At 65.2% G+C, this 21,376-nt stretch carries 18 protein-coding genes and 1 pseudogene; 5 read left to right on the top strand and 14 right to left on the bottom strand.

Annotation, left to right across the window (positions count from 1 at the left end; all coding sequences use genetic code 11):
• Window positions 1-19: 19 nt before the first annotated feature.
• The 14 genes and pseudogenes from APH27_RS23945 to APH27_RS23880 form a co-directional block, all read right to left on the bottom strand.
• Window positions 20-718 carry a response regulator gene (locus APH27_RS23945; protein WP_027919074.1) on the bottom strand — a complete coding sequence of 233 codons (699 nt, stop codon included), beginning with the start codon at window positions 716-718 and terminating at the stop codon, window positions 20-22.
• Window positions 715-3,369, bottom strand: coding sequence for a sensor histidine kinase KdpD (locus tag APH27_RS23940; RefSeq protein WP_060486069.1), 2,655 nt, complete (start codon window positions 3,367-3,369; stop codon window positions 715-717). The genes APH27_RS23945 and APH27_RS23940 overlap by 4 nt, the downstream gene beginning before the upstream one ends.
• Before the next feature lie 168 nt (window positions 3,370-3,537).
• The gene (gene kdpC, locus APH27_RS23935) at window positions 3,538-4,089 is read right to left on the bottom strand and encodes a potassium-transporting ATPase subunit KdpC (protein ID WP_060486068.1); all 552 of its coding nucleotides are present in this window, start codon (window positions 4,087-4,089) and stop codon (window positions 3,538-3,540) included.
• A 10-nt stretch (window positions 4,090-4,099) separates the two neighbouring features.
• Complete coding sequence (gene kdpB / locus APH27_RS23930; protein WP_060486067.1) at window positions 4,100-6,154, bottom strand: potassium-transporting ATPase subunit KdpB; 2,055 nt, start codon at window positions 6,152-6,154, stop codon at window positions 4,100-4,102.
• A gap of 10 nt (window positions 6,155-6,164) precedes the next feature.
• A complete protein-coding gene (kdpA, locus tag APH27_RS23925; protein WP_060486066.1) occupies window positions 6,165-7,859 on the bottom strand; it encodes a potassium-transporting ATPase subunit KdpA in 1,695 nt (564 codons plus the stop codon).
• A gap of 9 nt (window positions 7,860-7,868) precedes the next feature.
• Entirely contained in the window at window positions 7,869-7,958 is a 90-nt protein-coding gene (gene kdpF, locus APH27_RS23920) for a K(+)-transporting ATPase subunit F (RefSeq protein WP_033696222.1), read from the bottom strand.
• Window positions 7,959-8,197: 239 nt separating this feature from the next.
• Window positions 8,198-9,244, bottom strand: coding sequence for an AI-2E family transporter (locus APH27_RS23915; RefSeq protein WP_060486072.1), 1,047 nt, complete (start codon window positions 9,242-9,244; stop codon window positions 8,198-8,200).
• Window positions 9,245-9,256: 12 nt separating this feature from the next.
• Complete coding sequence (locus APH27_RS23910; protein WP_060486065.1) at window positions 9,257-10,051, bottom strand: DUF4892 domain-containing protein; 795 nt, start codon at window positions 10,049-10,051, stop codon at window positions 9,257-9,259.
• 109 nt (window positions 10,052-10,160) lie between these two features.
• A complete protein-coding gene (locus APH27_RS23905; protein ID WP_060486064.1) occupies window positions 10,161-11,015 on the bottom strand; it encodes an alpha/beta hydrolase in 855 nt (284 codons plus the stop codon).
• Window positions 11,012-11,800 (bottom strand): alpha/beta fold hydrolase, encoded by a 789-nt coding sequence (locus APH27_RS23900; RefSeq protein WP_027919066.1) that lies wholly within the window; start codon window positions 11,798-11,800, stop codon window positions 11,012-11,014. The genes APH27_RS23905 and APH27_RS23900 overlap by 4 nt, the downstream gene beginning before the upstream one ends.
• A 93-nt stretch (window positions 11,801-11,893) precedes the next feature.
• Window positions 11,894-12,275 (bottom strand): annotated as a pseudogene (locus APH27_RS23895) (hypothetical protein).
• Window positions 12,276-12,294: 19 nt separating this feature from the next.
• Window positions 12,295-12,753, bottom strand: coding sequence for a phosphohistidine phosphatase SixA (sixA, locus tag APH27_RS23890; RefSeq protein ID WP_060486063.1), 459 nt, complete (start codon window positions 12,751-12,753; stop codon window positions 12,295-12,297).
• Window positions 12,750-13,097: a DUF4389 domain-containing protein gene (locus APH27_RS23885; protein ID WP_027919063.1), complete on the bottom strand. Its 348-nt coding sequence runs from the start codon at window positions 13,095-13,097 to the stop codon at window positions 12,750-12,752. The genes sixA and APH27_RS23885 overlap by 4 nt, the downstream gene beginning before the upstream one ends.
• A 15-nt stretch (window positions 13,098-13,112) precedes the next feature.
• Window positions 13,113-14,138, bottom strand: a complete 1,026-nt coding sequence (locus APH27_RS23880; RefSeq protein WP_027919062.1) for an NAD(P)H-dependent glycerol-3-phosphate dehydrogenase — start codon at window positions 14,136-14,138, stop codon at window positions 13,113-13,115.
• A gap of 174 nt (window positions 14,139-14,312) precedes the next feature.
• Here APH27_RS23880 and APH27_RS23875 point away from each other — a divergent pair, with 174 nt between their 5' ends.
• The 5 genes from APH27_RS23875 to fabB all read left to right on the top strand — a co-directional run bounded on the left by APH27_RS23875 (window position 14,313) and on the right by fabB (window position 21,228).
• The gene (locus tag APH27_RS23875) at window positions 14,313-16,460 is read left to right on the top strand and encodes a TonB-dependent siderophore receptor (RefSeq protein ID WP_177331722.1); all 2,148 of its coding nucleotides are present in this window, start codon (window positions 14,313-14,315) and stop codon (window positions 16,458-16,460) included.
• Entirely contained in the window at window positions 16,460-17,350 is an 891-nt protein-coding gene (locus APH27_RS23870) for an ABC transporter substrate-binding protein (protein WP_027919060.1), read from the top strand. Before APH27_RS23875 ends, APH27_RS23870 begins: the two co-directional genes overlap by 1 nt.
• Window positions 17,347-19,278 carry an ATP-binding protein gene (locus tag APH27_RS23865; RefSeq protein ID WP_027919059.1) on the top strand — a complete coding sequence of 644 codons (1,932 nt, stop codon included), beginning with the start codon at window positions 17,347-17,349 and terminating at the stop codon, window positions 19,276-19,278. Before APH27_RS23870 ends, APH27_RS23865 begins: the two co-directional genes overlap by 4 nt.
• A gap of 202 nt (window positions 19,279-19,480) precedes the next feature.
• Window positions 19,481-19,996: a 3-hydroxyacyl-[acyl-carrier-protein] dehydratase FabA gene (gene fabA, locus APH27_RS23860; RefSeq protein ID WP_012315334.1), complete on the top strand. Its 516-nt coding sequence runs from the start codon at window positions 19,481-19,483 to the stop codon at window positions 19,994-19,996.
• 11 nt (window positions 19,997-20,007) lie between these two features.
• On the top strand, window positions 20,008-21,228 hold the full coding sequence (gene fabB / locus APH27_RS23855) for a beta-ketoacyl-ACP synthase I (protein ID WP_027919058.1): 1,221 nt from the start codon (window positions 20,008-20,010) through the stop codon (window positions 21,226-21,228).
• The last annotated feature ends 148 nt before the right edge of the window (window positions 21,229-21,376 follow it).

Raw genomic sequence — 21,376 nt, 5'->3', positions numbered from 1 at the left:
CACGGACCGCGCCAAGCAGTCAGATCGAGGCGGGGGCTACTAGCCGATACCCCACCCCTGCCTCGGTAATGATGAACCGCGGCGCTGTCGGGTCATCGCCGAGCTTTTGCCGCAAATGCCCCACCACGATCCGCAGGTAGTGGGTATCGTCGACATGGGTTGGCCCCCAGATGTCCTTGAGCAGTTGCTGCTGGGTAATCACCCGCCCCGGGTGCCCGGCCAGTTGCGCCAGCAATGCGTACTCCTTGCGCGTCAGTGCGACCTCCACACCATCCAGCGTCACTTTGCGAAAGGCGAAATCCACCACCAATGGCCCGAAGCTGGCCGTCACTTCGCTGCCGCCCGACTGCGGCACCTGGCGCAACAACGCGCGCACCCGGGCAAGGAACTCCTGGATGCCGAAAGGCTTGGTCACATAGTCATTGGCGCCACCATCGAGCGCATCGACCTTCTGCACCTCGCTGGCCCGCACCGATAGCACCAGCACCGGCACCGCACTCCACTCGCGCAGATCACGCAGCACTTGCTGGCCGTCCATGTCAGGCAGGCCGAGGTCGAGCACCACCAGGTCGGGCTTGGCCAGCGCAGCCTGGGCCAGCCCTTCGCTGCCGGTGGCGGCCTCGATCACCTTGTAGCCTTGGGAGCTCAGGCTGATACGCAGGAACTTGCGGATCTGCGGTTCATCGTCGATGACCAACAGGGTGGCGGACTGGCTCATGGGGTTTCGCTTTCGGCTTCAGGTTGCTGGGGCAGCGGCAAGCATAGAGTGATGCAGGTGCCATGGCCATCGATGCCTTCACCGACCAGGATCTGCCCACCGTGGGCACCGATCATGCCCTGGCAGATGGCCAGGCCCAGGCCGGTGCCCTGGCCGCCGCGATCGCCACGGGCAGCGGTGTAGAACATGTCGAAGATCTTCTCGCGCTCGGCCACCGGGATGCCGGGCCCCTGGTCGCTGACAGCAAAGTGCAACTGCGCGTCGTGCACCGATACCTGCAGCTCCAGGCGGCCTTGTGAGGGCGAGAAGCGTGCGGCATTTTCCAGCACATTGATCAGCGCCTGCTCGATCAACGCGGCGTGCACGAACAGCAGCGGCAGCTCCGCCGGCACGTCGGTGTGCACGCGCAGCGGCGCCAGCACAGCGCGAAGGCGGTTGAGGGCGCTGCCGACGATGTCGGCGGGGGCAACCCAGTCGCGGGCAAGCTTGAGGCCGCCGTGGCCAAGGCGGGTCATGTCGAGCAGGTTCTGGATGTAGCGGTCCAGGCGTTCGGCTTCGTTGCGCGTGCCTTCGAGCAGCTCACGACGGTCTTCGACGGGGATCGCCTCGCCCAGCGCCAGCAGGCTGTCGATGCTGCCGCGCATGGCCGTCAGCGGGGTGCGCAGGTCGTGGGATACCGAGGCCAGCAAGGCGCTGCGCAGTTGCTCGGTTTCGCCGTGCAGGCGGGCGGCTTCGAGTTGTTCAGCCAGCCGGGCACGGGCCAGGGCCTGGGCCAGAGGTTGGCCGAGGGCCATCAACAGGCGCCGGCGCTGGGCGCTCAGCGGTTCGCCGGAACGCGGGCGCACGCCGAGCAGGGCCAAGGGTTGATCGTCAACCGCCAGTGGCCACCACCACCAGCGGCCATTGGGCAATGTGTCGCTGCCATGGCCAGCGGCCTGGCCGTGCTGCCAGGCCCACTCGGCGGCGGCACGCTCGCTGTCGCTCAAGGCCTGGGCTTCGCCACTCGCCAGTTGCAGCAGGCCTTCGCTGTTGCGCTCCAGCAGGCACACCTGCACCTCCTTCCAGCCATTGAGGTGTCGGCCGGCCGCATTGAACACCGCCTGGCGGTCGGTAGCCACGGTCAGCCGGCGCGACAGGTCGAGCAACTGGTTGGTCTGCGCCTGGGTTTCCCGCAGGGCCTGCAGCTGGCTGCGCTGGCGAGCCGCGAGGTTACCGGTGAGCGCCGCCATGAGCAGGAAGAACACCAGCGTCAGCACGTCTTCCTCGCGCTGGATGCTGAACGAGAAATTCGGCGGAATGAACAGGAAGTCGTAGCTCAGGAACGACAGCACCGCGCAGGCCAGCGCCGGGCCCAGGCTGCTGCGCACGGCCACCAGCAGTACGGCGGCAAGGAACACCAGCGAGATGTTGGGTAACGCCAGCACGCTCGACACGCCCCAGGCCAGGCCGGCAGCCAGCACCGTAGCCAGCAGCGCGAGCAGGTAATGGCGCCAGACCCACACCCGGCTGACCGCCGCACGAGCCGGGCGGGCCTGGCTGTCGCGGTCGAGCACATTGATCTCCAGGCCATGGCTTTCGCGCAGCAGCCGGGTGGCGACCCCGGCACCGAACAGGCGCCGGCGCAGACGGTCACGGGACTGACCGACCAGCACCAGGCTGGCACGACGCTCGCTGGCGTGCTGGATCAAGGTCCGCGCCACCTCACCGGCGCGCAGTAGCACCACCTCGCCCCCCAGGCGTTCGGCCAGTTGCTGGGCCGCCTGCAGGCGCTGACGGGCAGCTTCGTCACGCAGCCGGCCGTTGTCGACATGTACCAGGCTCCACGGCAGGTGGCGGCGCTGGGCAACGCGGCTGGCGTGGCGCACCAGGCGTTCGGCCTGCTCGTCGCCATCCACGCCCACCAGCAGGCGCCCACGCAAGGCCGGCGCCGCTTCGCCCCGAAGGCGGTAACCGTGGGCCAGGTCGGCGTCGACCTGGGCGGCGGCGGTCTGCATGGCCAGTTCGCGCAGGGCGGTCAGGTTGGTTTGCGAGAAGTAGGCGTCGATGGCGGCCCGCGCCTGCTCCGGCACATACACCTTGCCTTCGCGCAGGCGCTCCAGCAGCTCACGCGGCGGCAGGTCGATCAGCACCAGCTCGAAGGCTTCCTGCAGCACCCAGTCCGGCAGGGTTTCGCGCACCTGCACCCCGGTAATGCCGCGGACCTGATCGTTGAGGCTTTCCAGGTGCTGGACGTTGACCGTGGTGTACACGTCGATGCCGGCGGCGAGCAGCTCCTGCACGTCCTGCCAGCGTTTGGCGTGGCGGCTGCCGGGGGCGTTGGTGTGGGCCAGTTCATCGACCAGGGCCAGGGTCGGTGCGGCCTGGAGCAGGCCATCAAGGTCCATTTCTTCAAGGGTGACGCCGCGGTATTCGCTGCGCAGCAGGGGCTGCTGGAGCAGGCCGCCGAGCAACGCTTCGGTCTCGGCACGGCCGTGGGTTTCCACTACCCCGGCCAGCACCTGCACGCCCTGGCGTTGCTGGGCGTGGGCGGCCTGCAGCATGGCAAAGGTCTTGCCGACGCCGGGGGCAGCGCCGAGGAACACCTTGAGCCGACCGCGACCGCTGCGTGGGAGGGTGGCCAACAGCGCGTCTGCGCGGGTGGAGTCACTCATGTTTCGTCCTTCTGGGGGCATCTCATGCCTTGTAGGAGCGGCCTCGTGTCGCGAAAGGGCCGCAAGGCGGCCCCAGGTTCTCAGCATCAGTGCTGAGAATGCTGGGGCTGCTTCGCAGCCCTTTCGCGACACGAGGCCGCTCCTACAGGGGTCGAGGGCAGTTTGGTATCAGCGACTCAGTTGCTCAAGTGCCTGGTTCAGTGCCAGCACATTGACCACCGGCGGTCCGATCAATGGGTGGAGGGTGGCCTCTTCCAACAAGGCTTGCAAGCGTTCCACCGGCACCTGGCGCGCCGCCGCCACCCGAGGAATCTGGTAGGCCACCGCTTCTGGTGGCAAGTGCGGGTCCAGGCCACTGCCCGAGGTTGTCAGCAGCGCTTGGGGCACCGACCCCAGCGGCGCCTGGTACAGTGCCGCAGCATCGCCCTTGACCCGCTCGGCCAGTGCCGGGTTGCTCGGTGCCAGGTTGCTCGCGCTGCTGGCCACGGTGGCGAATGCCCCCGCCGAGGGCCGCGAGTGGAACCAGCCATCACCCTGGAAATCCTGGGCGATCAGGGCCGAACCACGTACCTGACCGCCTGCATCGCGCACCAGGCTGCCATTGGCCTGCTCGGGAAATGCCAGCTGGGCAACCCCGGTCACCGCCAACGGGTACAGCGCGCCAGTGACCAAGGTCATCAGCAGGATCAGGCTCAACGCCGGGCGTACGTAACTGTTCATGATGGCCTCCTCAGACCAGATGCAAGGCATTGAGCAACAGGTCGATCAGCTTGATCCCGGCGAACGGCACGATGATGCCACCCAGCCCGTAGATCAGCAGGTTGCGCCGCAGCAAGTGCGCCGCACTCGCGGCCTGCACGCGCACACCGCGCAGCGCCAGCGGGATCAGCACGATGATGATCAGCGCGTTGAACACGATGGCCGAAAGAATCGCGCTCTGCGGGCTGGCCAGGTGCATCAGGTTGAGCACACCCAGCTGCGGATAGATGGCGGCGAACAGCGCCGGCAGGATGGCGAAGTACTTGGCCACGTCGTTGGCAATGGAAAAAGTGGTCAATGCCCCACGGGTCACCAGCAGTTCCTTGCCCACCTGCACCACATCCAGCAGTTTGGTCGGGTCGCTGTCCAGGTCGACCATGTTGGCTGCCTCGCGCGCCGCCTGGGTACCATCGTTCATGGCCATGCCGACGTCCGCCTGGGCCAGCGCCGGGGCGTCGTTGGCGCCGTCGCCGCACATGGCCACCAGGCGGCCGTCGTTCTGCTCCTGGCGGATGCGCGCCAGCTTCTTCTCTGGCGTGGCCTCGGCGAGCACATCGTCTACCCCGGCTTCGGCAGCGATGGCTGCAGCGGTCAGCGGGTTGTCGCCGGTCACCATCACGGTACGGATGCCCAGCTTGCGCAGTTCGGCGAAACGCTCGCGAATGCCCGGCTTGACCACATCCTTGAGGTGAATCACGCCAAGCAGACGCTTGTCTACGCACACCAACAGGGGGGTACCACCGCTCTGGGCGATGCGCTCCACTTCACGCGCCAAAGCGGTTGGCAGGTCGAGGCGCTGCATGCCGACGAAGGCCAGCACCGCGTCGACGGCACCCTTGCGGTAGCGGTGCTGCTGGAAATCGATACCCGACAGGCGCGTCTCGGCGCTGAAGGCGATCGCCTGGTACTGCCCGGGCGAAGGCTCGATGAAATCGTGCAGCTGGCGCAGGTACTCGACGATCGACTTGCCCTCGGCGGTATCGTCGGCCAGCGAGGCGAGCAAGGCGCCCTCCCCCAGTTCCTTGGCGGTCACGCCCTGGGCGGCGTGCAGCGCGCTGCAGCGGCGGTTGCCGAAGGTGATAGTGCCGGTCTTGTCGAGCATCAGCGTATGAACGTCGCCGGCCGCCTCCACCGCACGGCCGGAGCGGGCGATCACGTTCAGGCGCACCAGCCGGTCCATGCCGGCGATGCCGATGGCCGAGAGCAGGCCGCCGATGGTGGTGGGGATCAGCGTCACCAGCAGCGCGGCGAGGAAGATCAACGGCAGGCTGCCGCCGGCAAAATGGGCGAACGGCTGCAGGGTCACTACCACGATCAGGAAGATCAGGGTCAGGCCGATCAACAGGATATCGAGGGCGATTTCGTTGGGAGTCTTTTGCCGCTTGGCGCCTTCGACCAGGGCGATCATGCGGTCCAGAGTCGACTCGCCGGGGTTGCTAGTGATGCGGATCAGCAGCCAATCCGAGACCAGCCGAGTGTTGCCGGTAACGGCCGAGCGGTCGCCCCCGGATTCACGAATGACAGGCGCAGATTCGCCAGTGATGGCCGCTTCGTTGACCGCCGCGATGCCTTCGAGCACCTCGCCGTCACCGGGGATCATCTCACCGGCCACCACGCGCACCACATCGTCCTTGCGCAGTGCCGTGGCAGCGACGCTTTCAAAACTGCCATCGCGCGTGCGGCGCTGCGCAGTCAGCCCTTGGCTTCCGGCCTTGAGGCTGTCGGCACGGGCCTTGCCCCGGCCTTCGGCGAGGGCCTCGGCGAAGTTGGCGAACAACACGGTGAACCACAGCCACAGGGCGATCTGCGCGGCGACGCCCGTGCTGACGCCATTGCCGGGCGCAAAACACAGCACGGTGGTGAGAACCGCCGTCAGGGCGACCACCAGCATCACAGGCGCACGCTTGAGCTGGCGCGGGTCAAGCTTGACGAAGGCCTGCACCAGCGCCGGGCGCCACAGCGCCGCGAAGCGGGTCTGGTCCTTGGCGCTGCGCGAGGCTTTCACTTCAGGAATGGGCATGTTCATGGATGATTCCTCAGAAACCCAGGCTCAGTTGTTCGGCGATCGGCCCGAGGGCCAGGGTCGGCAGGAAGGTCAGGCCACCGACCAGCAGGATGGTCACCAGCAAGAGGCTGGCGAACAGCGGACCGTGGGTGGGGAAACTGTTGCTACCCTGGGGGGCGCTCTTCTTCGCTGCGAGGCTGCCAGCCAACGCCAGGATCGGCAGGATGTAACCGAAGCGGCCAATCAGCATGGCCAGGCCGATCATCACGTTGTGGTACACCGTGTTGGCGCCAAACCCGGCGAACGCCGAGCCGTTGTTGGCGGTGGCCGAGGTATAGGCGTACAACAGCTGACTGAAACCGTGGGCGCCCGGGTTGCTCACCGCGCCTGCCGGCCCAGGCAAGCTGGCGGCGATGGCGGCGAGCACCAGCACGCCAACCGGCATCACCAGCAGGGTTGCCACCAGTAGCTGTACCTCACGCGCCTGCAACTTCTTGCCGAGGTATTCCGGCGTGCGGCCGATCATGAGGCCAGCCAGGAACACGGCGATCAGCACGAACAGCAACATGCCGTAGAGCCCGGCACCGACGCCGCCAAAAATCACCTCGCCGACCATCATGTTGACCATCGCGACCATGCCGGTCAGGGGGTTGAGGCTGTCGTGCATGGCGTTTACCGAACCGTTGGAGGCAGCCGTGGTGGTAACTGTCCACAGCACCGAGCCGGTGGTGCCAAAGCGGCTTTCCTTGCCTTCCATTGGCGCGCTCTGCTGCACCTGGGCGCTTTCCAGTGCCGGATTCGGCTGGTGTTCCGACCACAATGCAGTGGCGCCGCCGAGCAGGAACAGGCCGAGCATGCAGGCGATGATTGCGCGGCTCTGGCGCAGGTCCTTGACGTAGTGACCAAACGTGAACACCAGCGCCACCGGAATCAGGATGATCGAGGCCACCTCGAACAGGTTGCTCCAGGCCGTAGGGTTCTCGAACGGGTGCGCCGAGTTGACACCGAAGAAGCCGCCACCGTTGGTGCCCAATTGCTTGATGGCGATCTGGCTGGCGGCCGGGCCCAGCGGGATGGTCTGGTCAGCGCCCTGCAGGGTGACGGCGTGGGCGTAGTCGGCGAGAGTCTGTGGCACGCCCTGCCAGACCAGCAGCAGTGACAGCAGCAGGCACAACGGCAGCAGGCCGTAGAGGGTGGCGCGGGTCATGTCGACCCAGAAATTGCCCAGGTCGGTGGTGGAGCGGCGAGCGATGCCACGGCACAGGGCAACCAGCACGGCCAGGCCGGTGGCGGCACTGACAAAGTTCTGTACGGTCAGGCCGAGCATCTGGCTCAGGTAGCTGACCGACGCCTCGCCGCTGTAGGCCTGCCAGTTGGTGTTGGTGACGAAGCTCACCGCCGTGTTGAATGCCAGCGACCATTCCTGGCCGGGCAGGTGCTGCGGGTTGAGGGGCAGGTAGCCTTGCAGCAGAAGCACAGCGAACAGCAGCACAAAGCCCGCCAGGTTGAAGGCCAGCAGGGCCAGGGTGTACTGCTTCCAGTTCTGCTCCTGGTCGGCACGCACGCCAGCCAGGCTGTAGCAGCGCCGCTCCAGCGGGCCCAGTACAGGCGTCAGCCAGGTGCGCTGCCCTTCCATGACCTTGTAGTAGAAGCGCCCGAGCCACGGTGCCGGCAACAGCACGATGGCGAAAAAGACCACTAGCAAAGCGTAATCGTAACTGTGCATGGCCGCTCCCTAGCTGCGATCGGCGCGCAGCAGCGCCACCAGCAGGTAAACCGCCAACGCCACTGCCAGCAGCAGTGACAGACCGTCGAGCATGTACATGAGTGGAACTCCCCCGTGGTGCGGCGTTGACCGCTTTGAGGGAATTGTCCGAGGAAGAGGCGTAAAGGGGCGAGATCAGGGGGTGGGGATGGGAATAAAGAATGCGTAAAGATGAGGTTTGTTGAATGCCTGCATTGACCTCTTCGCGGGTAAACCCGCTCACACAGAGGCCGCACCGAATTCAAAGGCTATGGCGATCCTGTGGGAGCGGGTTTACCCGCGCGAAGGCCAGTGCAGGCTCACTGCTGGGGCTGCGCCGAATTGCGGCTCCAGTCCAGCAGCAGGCTGTAGCCGACCGCCAGCAAGGTCGGGCCGATGAACAGGCCGATGAAGCCAAAGGCGATCAACCCGCCGAACACGCCGAGCAGCACGATCACCAGCGGCAGGTTGCCGCCGCGGCTGATCAGGTACGGTTTGAGCACGTTGTCCACGCCGCTGATGACGAAGGTGCCCCAGATGCCGAGGAACACCGCCATACCATACTCGCCCTTCCATACCAGCCAGCCGGTCGCCGGGATCCACGCAAGCGGTGGCCCCATCGGGATCAGGCTGAGCATGAAGGTCACCAGCCCCAGCACGATTGCCCCAGGCACCCCGGCGATCAGGAAGCCAATCAACGCCAGCAGGGCCTGGGCCGCCGCCGTGCCGATCACGCCGTTGACCACCCGTTGCACGGTCCCGGCCACCAGCTCCAGGTAGTAATCGGCCCGCTCGCCCACCAGCCGGTTCAGCAGGCGCAGCACGAATGCCGACAGGCGCGGCCCGTCACGGTAGAAGAAGAATACGAACACCAGGCTCAGGGTCAGCTCCAGCACGCCACTGCCGATCTGAGCACTGCGCGCCAGCAACCAGTTGCCGACCTGCCCCAAGTAAGGTTTCACCGATGCCAGCAAGGCTGCGCCTTGCTGGTCGAGTGATTGCCACCAGCTGACCAGGCGCTCGCCAACGAAAGGAATGCCGCCAAGCCAGTCAGGTGCATCGGGCAGGCCATCGACCTGCACGTCACGCACAAAGGCGGTGGCGTCGCGGATGTGGTCGGCAAGGTTGAAGCCCAGCCACACCAGCGGCAAGGCGACGATCAGGATCCAGGCCGTGGTCAGCAGGCTGGCAGCCAACGTTTCACGCCCACCGAGCGCACGCGTCAGCAGGCGCATCAATGGCCAGCTGGCGAAGGCCAGGATCGCGCCCCACAACAACGCGGAAATGAACGGTGCCATGACCCACAGGGCGGCACCGAGCAGCGCCAGCAGCAGAATCTGGATCAGCAGGCGGTCATTATTGGCCATGGTGGCGCTCACTCAACGGATCAGTTCCAGGTGCAGGCCCTCGGTGGGCGCATCGCCGACTTCAAGCCGGCCGTCACGCACGCCAGCCTTGACCAGCTGTTCGCGCCAGGCCCCGGCCTGGGCACCGCTCAGGCTGGCGCGCAGGGTACTGTCGAGGTTCAGGCTGCGCGCCAGCAAGGTCACCCAGCTGTCCCGTGGCGCAGCCAGGTCAGGGTAGTCGAGTTTGCCGGTGTCGCGCATTTCACGCAGCACTGTGGCGGCGGTGGGCAGTATTTCACCCAGCGGGCTGCTGGCGACGAACTCTTCCACATGCAGGTAGGCGCGGCGGTTGCCACGGGTGACGCTGTACAGCGCGACCAGGGTGTCGGCCTCCTCGGCCGAGCGGCGCAGGAGGATAAATGCCTGCTGCTCGTCGCCGCCATTCAACCGGGCATTGGCGAACACATCGTTGGCCCACAGGCTGCCTTCGCCGCAGTCGCGGCCCTGGCACCAGAACAGCGGGTAGCCGCCGTCCTGCTGCAGCGTTTCGCGGGCACTGGTGAAGGCTTCGCGGGCGCTGCGCTCGACTGGCAGCTCATAGGTGACCGAACTGACCTGGCCTCGGCTTTCGACCTTGTCTTCGACGCGCAGGCGGCCGCTGATCTTGCGCAACGGGCCCATGGGGTAGACACGTTCCTGCTCCACGGCCGGGCGCTGGTCGACCACCTTGGCGTCCACCGGCACCGGCAGGCTGCCGGCCCACAGCAAGGGGCTGGCCAGCACTAGGCAGGCGGCGAAGGCAGTACGCATGGAAACGGGCGCGCTCATCGGCGACCCATGCGGCGCAGCGCGCCGGGTTGAAGCTCCAGGATGTCTGGCAGTTGCATGGTTTTCTCCCTGTTCAACCCGCCAAGCCTCGACACTTGTCCGGTGCAAGTCAAGCAAAGCCAAGGAAGCGATTGAAACAGTCTGCGACAAGGGCCGCGCCCTGTTCGTCGTTAAGGTGCAGGTGATGCCCGCCGGGCAGCAGTGTCTGCTCAAAGGGTAGCTGCTCCAGCAGTTCGGTGTGGCGCGCCAACATGCCGTCGGCGGCCACCACCAGGCTGGCCGGGCAGCTCACCCGCCGCACAAAGGCCATGGCCTGGGCCTGGCTCAGGCGCACTGGCGATGGCAGGGTCAGGCGGCTGTCGCTGCGCCAGCTGTAACCACCGGGCACCGGCATCAGGCCGCGCTGGGCCAGCAGCTCGGCGGCTTCCCGAGTGACCGCAACCATGCCCTTCATGCGCGCCTGCACGCCCTCCTCCAGGCTCGCGTAAACCGACTTGCGCTTGCCGTCCAGGCGCAGTTGAGCCTGCAGGGCCATGCCCAGGCGCTCGCCGGCATCCTGCTCGGCGCCGGTGGGCGGAATGACACCGTCGATCAAGGCCAGATGGCTGACCCGGTCTGGCAAGGCACCGGCCAGCTGCACCGATATGATCGCCCCCAACGAATGCCCAAGCAGGGCAAAACGCTGCCAGCCGAGTTGTTCGGCAACCCTCAGCACATCGTGGGCGTAATCGGCCAGGGCGTAACCCGCGCCCAACGGGCGATGCTCGGAATAACCGTGCCCGGCCAGATCGAGGGCGACGATGCGCAAGCCCTTCAACTGCGGTGCCAGGCGGGCGAAACTATTGGCGTTGTCCAGCCAACCGTGCAGGGCGATCACCGGCAGGCCGTCCGCCGGGCCGAACAGGTGCGCAGCCAGTTCGATATGGCCCAGGCTCAGGCGGACTTCCTCGACCTGGGCGCTCATGCCTGGCTCCAGCGGTCGAACAGGCCTTTGATCAGGCTGGCCGTGTCGGTCGGCCGCTCCAGCGGAAACATGTGCCCACCGGGCACACTGTGGTATTCACCCCGGGGCATGCCGCGCACCGCCAATGCATGGTGGCGGCGGATGACAGTGCTGCGCTCGCCACACACCATCGCCAAGGGCACCTGCAACTGACGCGCTGGCGCCGGGCTGGCGTGGGGGATATTGCGGTAGATGCTGATTTCCGTGGCTGGGTCGAAACGCAGGCGCAACCCCTGCTCGGCCACCTGCAGGCCATGTTCGAGGTAGGCCTCCAGGCAATCAGGGTCGAAGTGGCGGAACAGCGACTTGCTGGCAAAGTAGTCGCGCGCGCTGTCACGGTCGGCGAAGGCTTCACGCCGGCCGAGGGTACGGCCAGCCGGGGTGATACGGTCGATGAAGCCAAAGCGCTTGGCTGTGCGCAGCAGCCATTGGTCAGCACGGGTCAGGACCGGGGAGTCGAGCATCACCAATCCGCGGTATAGGTCGGGCCGACGCAAGGCGGCATGCAGGTGCAGCACGCCACCCAGCGAGTGGCCGACGCCCCAGACCGGCGCCTCCTGCTGCGCCAGGTGATGCAGCAGTTCATCGACCAGGTTCTGCCAGTTGTCGTCCACCGGAAAGCGCGGGTCATGGCCATGCTGGGCCAGGTGACTGACCTGGTAATCCGGCGCCAGGGCGGCGAATAGCTTGCCGTAGGTGGCCGAGGGAAAACCGTTGGCATGGGCGAAGAAGATCTGCTGCGACATGGCGCCTGGTCCGGACGGGGGATGATGGCCCATTGTCGGCATCGCGCTGGCACTCGGCAACGTCTGTAAATGTCATCGCCAAGGGCAATCAGGTCATGCCGACTCGTCGAAACTGGCCAGCGAACGGCGCAGACAGGCCTGCATGTAGGCAATCTGGCTTTCCAGCGCCTCGCGGGCCAGGCCTTGGTCCTGAAGGTCGAGCTGCAGGCGGCGCAAGGCCAGGCAACGGATTTGCAGCAGGTGAGACCTGCGCAGGCAGGATTGCTGCAGCGCGTGCAGGTCCTGCTTGACATGGAGGGTATCCAGCGGCCGCTGCTCGAGCCTGTTGCGAATTCTACCCATCAGGTGATGGAGCTTGGCGGGCAGCCTCGCGCAGCAGGCTGTACTGGGCGAAATCGAGCCGGTCGTTGTTCTGCACGTGTTCAATCGTGGGCTGCAGATCCAGGGAGCGCAACAGCTCGTTCGCAAGTGGCAATAATACCAGTTGCTCCAGCTCAGTCAGGGACGTTGAGCGCGCGTAATGCCATCAGCCCTGCCAGCGGCCAGTCGCCCTCCAGCTCCGCCAGGCTGGCGGTGCTCATTGGCGCTGGCTGCTGCAGATGGCCATGCTCCAGCATGCCGACCAGCGCCCCCACCAGTGGCTGATGGCTGACCAGCAGCACGTGCTCCAGGCCCAGACGCTCGATCTCGCCGATCACCTGCCGCACATCGCTGTCGGGTGTCAGCCACGGTACGGTGCGCACAGGATCGGCGAAGCCCAGGGTGTCATGCACCAAAGCGGCCGTCTGTTGCGCACGTACGTACGGGCTGGCAATGATCGCCTGCAACGGCTGGCCAAGCAGCCGCGCAGCACTGTGCAGCACCTGCTCGCGGCCATGGCCGGTCAGGCGCCGCTCGGCGTCGGTGTTGGCGCGCGGTTCCGCCTCGCCATGGCGCAGCACCCACAGCTTCACAGCTTGGGCTCCTCGTCGCGCACCGGGTGCGCGGCCGGGGCCACGGCGTGGGGCGCCTCGCCTTCCGGTGCACGTGCTGCCGGCCAATCGGCGAACGGCCAGGGTTTCTGGTCAGTATGGAAAGTGCCGAAGCGGCCGATCTGCGCCAGGTACTGGCTGAGGCTGTCACCGAAGTTCATCAGGCTGGCGCTCGGTGCGCCATAGACCAGGCGATAGATCAGTTGCACCAGCACCAGGCCGCCGAGCAGCAGCTCGGCCAGTTGCCAGACCACCAGGAACACCAGCATCCACAGCACCCGCAGGATGATCGACTCGCGCTGGGCGCGCTCGGGTGTATCGTTCATGTGCTGCTCCTTCGCTCAATTGAAACCACTGATGGAAATGAAATCGACGTCGGTCTTCGGCTCGGCGCGCATCAGGTGCTCGATCACCTGGTTCAGTGTGCGGCCTTCGAACAGGATGGCGTGCAGGCCGGCCACCAGCGGCATGTAGACCTGCACTTCCTGGGCCTTGGCCTTGAGCACCTTGAGCGTATTGACCCCTTCGGCCACTTCGCCCAGGCGGCTGACCGCCTGTTCCAGGCTCAGGCCCTGGCCCAGTGCGTGACCGACTTGATAGTTGCGGCTCTTGGGCGATGAGCAGGTGACGATCAGGTCACCGACACCGGCAAGGCCGAGGAAGGTCATGGGGTTGGCGCCCTGGCTCACAGCAAAGCGGGTCATCTCGGCCAGCGCACGGGTGATCAGCATGCTCTTGGTATTCTCGCCCATGCCCAGGGCGACGGCCATGCCGGCAATGATCGCGTAGACGTTCTTCAGTGCACCGCCCAGTTCGACGCCGAAGCGGTCGCTGCTGGCATAGACGCGGAAGGTGCGCCCGTGCAGCACAGCCTGCACCCGCTGGCACAATTGCTCGTCCTCACTGGCGACCACGGTGGCGGTCAGCGCGTGCTCGGCAATCTCGCGGGCCAGGTTGGGGCCGGACAGCACGCCAATGCGGGCCTCAGGCGCGATTTCTTCAAGGATCTGGCTCATCAGCTTGAAGCTCTGCGCTTCAATGCCCTTGGTCAGGCTGACCAGGTACTTGCCGCGCAGCAATTCGGCATGCGGCGCCAATACGCTGCGCAGGGCACTCGACGGCAACGCGACAAAGATCAGGTCGCTGGCTTGCAAGGTGGCCAGCAGGTCGTTGACCGGCTCGACACCGTCCTGAAGGCGGATGCCCTTGAGGTAGCGCGGGTTCTCGCGGTTGACCCGCATCGCCTCGGCCTGCTCAGGGTCGCGCATCCATTGGCGCACCGGCACGCCATTCTCGGCCAGCAGGTTCGCCACGGCGGTGCCGAAGCTGCCGCCTCCCAGAACTGCAACAGGGTGCTGTTCAGTCATATTCAATCCGTTAAAGCCATAAGTTAAGTGGCGACCAAGCCATTATACGGCGCGCCTGCTACAGAGCCAGTGCCGGGGCTGATTCGGGTTCGCCATGGTATTTCTGGTGCCTGTGTGATCGCGCGCAGGCAATTCGAACCCAGGCCACTGGCAAAACCTTCCCGGTCAGTTACCATGCCTGTTTCAACTCTGAGACAAGGCTGTCCTGTGTTCCCTGGCCCGCCCCCCTACCCTCGCCTGTTGCTGCTGACCGCATTGCTCGGTGGCTCGGCCATGGCCGACGACATGTTCATCGACAACACGGACCTGCCGCAGGTTCTGACCGCCACGCGCCTGAAACAATCCCCGGCGGCGGTGCCCGGCAGCATGACCGTGCTTGATAACGAACTGATCCGCGCCAGCGGCGCCCGCGACATCCCCGAATTGCTGCGCCTGGTACCCGGGATGATGATCGGCTATGGCGCCGGCAACCAGCCGACCGTCAACTACCACGGCAGCAACGTCAACGAAGCACGGCGCATGCAGGTACTGATCGACGGCCGCTCGGTGTACCGTGCCGGCCTGGCCACGGTCGACTGGAGCGACATCCCGGTGGCCATCGAGGACATCGAGCGCATCGAGGTATTCCGCGGCCCCAACACCGTCAGCTATGGCGCCAACGCACTGATGGCGGTGGTCAACATCCTCACCCGCAACCCGGCCGACAGCCACGGTACACGGATGAAACTGACCCGCGGCCAGGACGGCATCAACGACTACTACCTCAGCCACGGTTTCGGCTGGGACGGTGGCGACCTGCGCCTGTCGGTGTCCGGCCAGCAGGACGACGGCTTCGACGAAAACCAGTTCGGCCAGGACTACCGCGACAGCCGCCGCCTGAACCGCTTCAACCTCAGTGTCAGCCACGTCCTGGCACCGGACCAGACCCTGGAATGGCAACTGGCGGCCAAAGAAGGCAGCAACCAGCGGCCGTATACGTATCAGCCGGTATTCCCCTACGTCACCCAGACCGGTGACAACGCCGACGTCAACGCCAAGGACTACGCCGGCTCAGTACGCTGGAACATCGATTTCAACCCCGAGCACAGCCTGTATGTGCAGGGCTCGGCGCAGCATTTCGACCGTCAGCAGGTCTGGCGCGCCTGCGATGCGGCGCTGTCGTTCAGCCCCGAGCTGACCCGCTTGTGGCAGATGAACCCCGACTTCGCCGAAAAGGTCGCCCGAGGGGCGAACAACCCGCCGAGCAGCAGCAACCCCGAAGAACAGGCGCTGGTCGATGCGATCAAAGACCAGTGGAACAACCAGGGTGGCAAGAACGTGGTGTGTGGCGATGTCGACCAGAGCACCCGAGAAACCCGCTACGACCTGGAAATCCAGGACACCCTGAGCCTGACCGACAGCCTGCGCCTGCTCAGCGGCATGAACTACCGCTATGATCGCGCCGATTCGCAGACTTACTTCAACGGCAGCATCGACGACCAGACCTGGCGCCTGTTCGGCCAGCTGGAATGGCGCGCCGACGAGCACTGGATTCTCCAGGGTGGTGCGATGCTCGAGGATTCGCGCCTTTCCGGCAGCTCACTGACCCCGCGCATGGCGGTCAACTACCTGATCACGCCACGCCACGGCCTGCGCGCGGTGTACTCCGAGGCCGTGCGCTCGCCGGACATGTTCGAGAACAACGTCAACTGGAGCTACACGGTCAAGAACCTGAACCCCGCAGCGTTCGGCCAGCGCAATGCCGAATACTTCGTCAAGACGCGCGGCCCGGGCGACCTCGAGCAGGAGCGCATGCGCTCGCGCGAGCTGGGTTACAACGGCTACTTCAGCGACATCGACCTGAACATGGATGTGAAGGTGTTCTATGACGAGATCACCGGAATGATCAGCGAGCCCCTGAAGAACAATCAGTACATCGCCAGCAACGCCAACAAGGCCCGCTTTACCGGCAGCGAAGCACAGTTCGACTGGCACCTGGCGCCACGCGATCGCCTGCGCCTGACCTATGCCTATGTCGATGCCTGGGCCAGCAACCCCGCCGACAGCGCCAACACCGCCCGCAACAGTGGTTCGGCCGGGTGGATGCGCGAATGGGGCGAAGGCTGGTCCAGCGCGCTGTTCTACTACGGCGACGATGCGCTCAACCAGTACCGTTACGAGCGCCTCGACCTGCGCGTGGCCAAGCGTTTTCGCATCGAAGGCAGCAACCTGGAACTGGCCGCGCTCTGGCAGCAACGCCTGGACGACGAACCGACCACATCGATTCAGAACCGTTATGACAGCCGCCACCGCCTGAGCGTCAGCGCGGAGCTGGAGTTCTGATGGCCCGGCTGCTGCGCCTGCTGCTGTTCTGCCTGTGGCCGCTGGGTTCGCTGTCCGCCAGCGAAATCCTGCTGGTCGGCGGCGAAGACCAGCCAGGCGTGCGCAGCTTCGTCGAAGCGCTGCAAGCCCGCCGCAGCCATGACCAGGTGCGCTTCCAGAGCGTCGCCGAGCTGGCCCGGCCAGGCCAGCTCAAGGCTGACGTGCGCCTGGTGCTGCTCGACAACGCCGCACTGGAGTGGCGCCTGGCTGAAAGCAATGGGCCGCCTGCCTTGGCCATGCGCATCAGCCGAGTACAGGCTGAACAACGCCTGGGAAAGTCGCGCCCCGCGTACCTGACCCTGCTGTGGAGCGACCCGCCCATGGCCCGGCAACTGCGCCTGGCCCGCTACCTGTTACCCCAAGCCCGGCGCATTGGCGTGCTGTACGGTGAGCACAGCCATTTTCTGCTCGACGAACTGCGCCAGGCGGCACGCCCGCTGGGCCTGGAAATCGTCGCCCAGGACTGGCCGGACCAGCGCGACAGCCGCCCCTTGCAGCACCTGCTGGGCAACAGCGACGTGCTGCTCGCCCTCGACGACCCCGAGCTATACAACCCGAAAACGGCAAAGAACCTGCTGCTCAGCAGCTATGGCCGGCAAATGGCACTGATCGGCCCGAATGCCGGCTTCGTCCGTGCCGGCGCCCTGGCCAGCACCTACAGCGACCAGGATGACTGGCTGGCTGTGCTCGACCAGTTGCTCGACCAATCACCGGCGCGCTGGCCGCGCAGCCTATACCCGGCGCACTACGGCGTGAGCGGCAACCAGCAGGTGGCACGCGCCCTGGGCCTTGAACCGATCGATCCGAACGCCACTGCCAAGGCCCTGGCCGCAGGAGAACCCACCCCATGAGCAAACGCCTGAGCTGGGACATCCACACCCGCACCCAGATCATCAGCCTGGGCCCGGCGCTGTTGCTGACCTTGCTGTTGATCAGTTTCTTCACGTTCGTGCGGATCCAGGATCTGCGCCAGGAGCTGAACCACACCGGGCAACTGATTGCCAACCAGCTGGCGCCCGCCTCCGAGTACGGGGTCATATCCGGTAACAATGAAGTACTCGAAGGCCTGATGCGTGCCACCCTGAGCATCCCCCACGTGCGCTTCCTCGAGGTGCAAGACAGCCGCAACCATATATTGGTGTACGTCGAGCAGCAGGACGAGAGCAACAACCGTGCGCAGCAGGTGGAGGTGTTCCAGGCGCCGATTCGCCTGCAGCAGATCCGCCTGGACAGCGACTTCCTGCAACAGGGCAAAGCGCCAACACCGGCCATCGGCGACGATTACCTGGGCCGAGTGATCGTCGGCATGTCCGACGATGCGTTCAGCCAGCGCCAGCAGGAGATCGTGATCAAGGCAGGCATCCTGGCGCTGTTCGCGTTGCTGTTCACCTTCCTCCTCGCCCGTCGTCTGGCCATGAGCCTGGCCAAACCGATCAGCGACATGAGCCATGCGGTGAAGGCTATCCAGCAGGGTGAATACAACGCGCCACTGCCGGTGGTCGACGACAGCGAGCTGGGCCACCTGGCGCGCCATATCAACAACCTGGCAAACGCCCTGGACCAGGCCAGCGCCGAACAGAAGCAGGCCATCGCCCAGTTGATCCAGGCACGCGAGGAAGCCGAACAGGCCAACGGCGCCAAGTCGGAGTTCCTGGCGATGATGAGCCACGAACTGCGCACCCCCATGAACGGCGTGCTGGGCATGCTGCAACTGCTGGAAACCACCCAGCTGACCAGCGAACAGGCCGATTACACGGCTGTGGCGAGCGAGTCCACCGGGCATTTGCTGAAGGTCATTAATGACATTCTCGACTTCTCGCGGATCGAACGCACCACGCTGGAGCTCGAGCACATCGACTTCAACCTGGGCGAGCTGATCACCAGCAGCGTGCAGTCGTTCCAGCACAGCGCCCAGCAACGCGGCCTGGAACTGCACCTGCAGTTACCAGCGGATGGCGCGCAGCCCCAGGTGGTTGGTGACCCGACGCGGATTCGCCAGATCCTGCTCAACCTGATCGGCAACGCCCTGAAGTTCACCGAGCGTGGCCAGGTACAGGTCGAGGCACGCTGGCAGCCGCTCGACCGGCAATTGCTGTGGTTTACCTGCAGCGTGCGCGACACCGGCATCGGCATCGACAGCGAACGCCTGGAAATGATGTTCGTGGCCTTCCAGCAGGCTGACAGCTCGATCTCGCGGCGCTACGGCGGCACCGGCCTGGGCCTGTCGATCGCCCGCACCTTGGCCGAACGCATGGGCGGCAAGCTGCGCGGTGAAAGCCGCGAAGGGCTGGGCTCGACCTTTACCCTGGAAATGCCGCTGCCCCTGGCTATCGACACGCCGGCAACGCGGCCCGGTGCCTCTGGGGGCATTGCGCCACTTGAGGTGGGTAAGCGCATCCTGCTGGTGGAAGACAATCCGGTCAATCAAAGCGTCATCGAAGCCATGTTACGTAGCCTGGGGATGGACGTCAGCGTGGCCCACGACGGGCTACAGGCAGTGGAACAGGTAAGGCAGCAGCCGTTTGCCGCAGTGCTGATGGATTGCCGCCTGCCCCAAGTGGATGGCTACGAAGCCACCCGGCGTATCCGCCTGTTGCCGGCCTGCGGCCAATTGCCGATCATCGCCCTGACGGCCAATGCCTTGCAGGGCGACCGCGAGCGTTGCATGGCCGCCGGCATGAACGATTACCTGAGCAAACCGTTCCGCCGCACCGAGTTGCAGCGGGTATTGCAGCGCTGGTTACCAGGCCGCACAGCGGCGACTGGCGATAAATGCTAAAGTGCGGCAGTCTTAAGTACTGGACAGGACCTTGTTCGGACCTGAAAATAGACGTTTCAGTGCACACCTGTACTTCTTTCACCAGGTGCGCTGTGACTTTCACCACAACGCAATAGTCTACCTGTAGGCTGCCGTCCCAGAAGCAAGAAGGGTCGGCCGGGAAGATTCATCCCCTGCCACAGGGGGTTATTGAGGAGCTCGCATGACCAAACAACACGCCTTTACTCGGGAAGACCTGCTGCGCTGCAGTCGCGGTGAGCTGTTCGGCCCAGGTAATGCGCAACTGCCCGCGCCGAACATGCTGATGGTCGATCGCATCACCCATATCAGCGAAGAAGGCGGCAAGTACGGCAAAGGTGAGTTGGTCGCCGAGCTGGATATCACCCCGGACCTGTGGTTCTTCGCCTGCCACTTCGAAGGCGACCCGGTGATGCCAGGCTGCCTGGGCCTCGACGCCATGTGGCAGCTGGTCGGCTTCTTCCTCGGCTGGCAAGGCCTGCCGGGCCGTGGCCGTGCGCTGGGTTCGGGGGAAGTGAAATTCTTCGGCCAGGTGCTGCCTACCGCCAAGAAAGTCACCTACAACATTCACATCAAGCGCGTCCTGAAGGGTAAGCTGAACATGGCCATCGCCGATGGCTCGGTCAGCGTCGACGGTCGCGAGATCTACACCGCCGAAGCCCTGCGGGTCGGCGTGTTCACCTCCACTGACAATTTCTAAGGGTTATTCGCATGCGCCGCGTCGTTATCACTGGTCTGGGCATCGTATCGTGCCTGGGCAATGACAAAGCTACCGTCACCGAAAACCTGCGCAACAGCCGTCCGGGTATCCGTTACAACCCGGAATACAAGGAAATGGGGCTGCGTAGCCAGGTTTCCGGGTCCATCGACCTCAACCTCGAAGAACTGATCGACCGCAAGGTCTACCGCTTCGTCGGCCACGCTGCTGCCTACGCCTACCTGGCGATGCAGGACGCGATCAAGGACTCCGGCCTGACCGAAGAGCAGGTGTCCAACCCGCGTACCGGCCTGGTTGCCGGCTCCGGCGGCGCCTCGACCCTGAACCAGATGGAAGCGCTGGACACCCTGCGCGAAAAAGGCGTCAAGCGCGTCGGCCCATACCGCGTCACCCGCACCATGGGCAGCACCGTTTCGGCATGCCTGGCCACCCCGTTCAAGATCAAGGGCATCAACTACTCGATCTCGTCGGCCTGCGCCACTTCCGCGCACTGCATCGGCACCGCCCTGGAGCAGATCCAGTGGGGCAAGCAGGACATCGTCTTCGCCGGCGGTGGTGAAGAAGAGCACTGGAGCCAGTCGTTCCTGTTCGATGCCATGGGCGCCCTGTCGACCAAGCGCAACGAAACCCCTGAACTGGCTTCGCGCGCCTACGACGCTGACCGTGACGGTTTCGTCATCGCGGGCGGCGGCGGCATGGTCGTGGTCGAGGAGCTGGAACACGCCCTGGCCCGCGGCGCCAAGATCTACGCCGAAATCGTCGGCTACGGTGCAACCTCTGACGGCTACGACATGGTCGCACCGAGCGGTGAAGGTGCCATCCGCTGCATGCAGCAGGCACTGTCCACCGTCGACACCCCGATCGACTACCTGAACACTCACGGGACCTCGACGCCGGTCGGTGACGTTGCCGAGATGAAAGGCGTTCGCGAAGTGTTTGGCGACAAGGCACCGAAGATCAGCTCGACCAAGAGCCTGTCGGGCCACTCGCTGGGCGCCGCTGGTGTGCACGAGGCGATCTACTGCCTGCTGATGATGGAAAACAACTTCATCGCTGGCTCGGCCAACATCGACGAGCTGGACCCGGAAGTCGCCGACCTGCCGGTACTGCGCAAAACCGAAGAAAACGCCAAGATCGACACGGTCATGAGCAACAGCTTCGGCTTCGGCGGCACCAACGCCACCCTGGTGCTCAAGCGCTGGGAAGGCAAGTAAGACGCTGCTGCGGCAAGTGAAACGCCCCGACTGGTTCGGGGCGTTTTCATTTATACCGCCTGTACCGGCCTCTTCGCGGGTAAACCCGCTCCCACAGGTACTGCACAGACTTCGGGATCTGTGGGGTCCCTCTAGGAGGTACTGCACG

The organism is Pseudomonas sp. NBRC 111123, assembly GCF_001320205.1.
GTDB lineage: Bacteria > Pseudomonadota > Gammaproteobacteria > Pseudomonadales > Pseudomonadaceae > Aquipseudomonas > Aquipseudomonas putida_J.
Note: the sequence above shows the minus strand (reverse complement) of the source record. Positions and strands in the feature narration are given on the sequence as shown.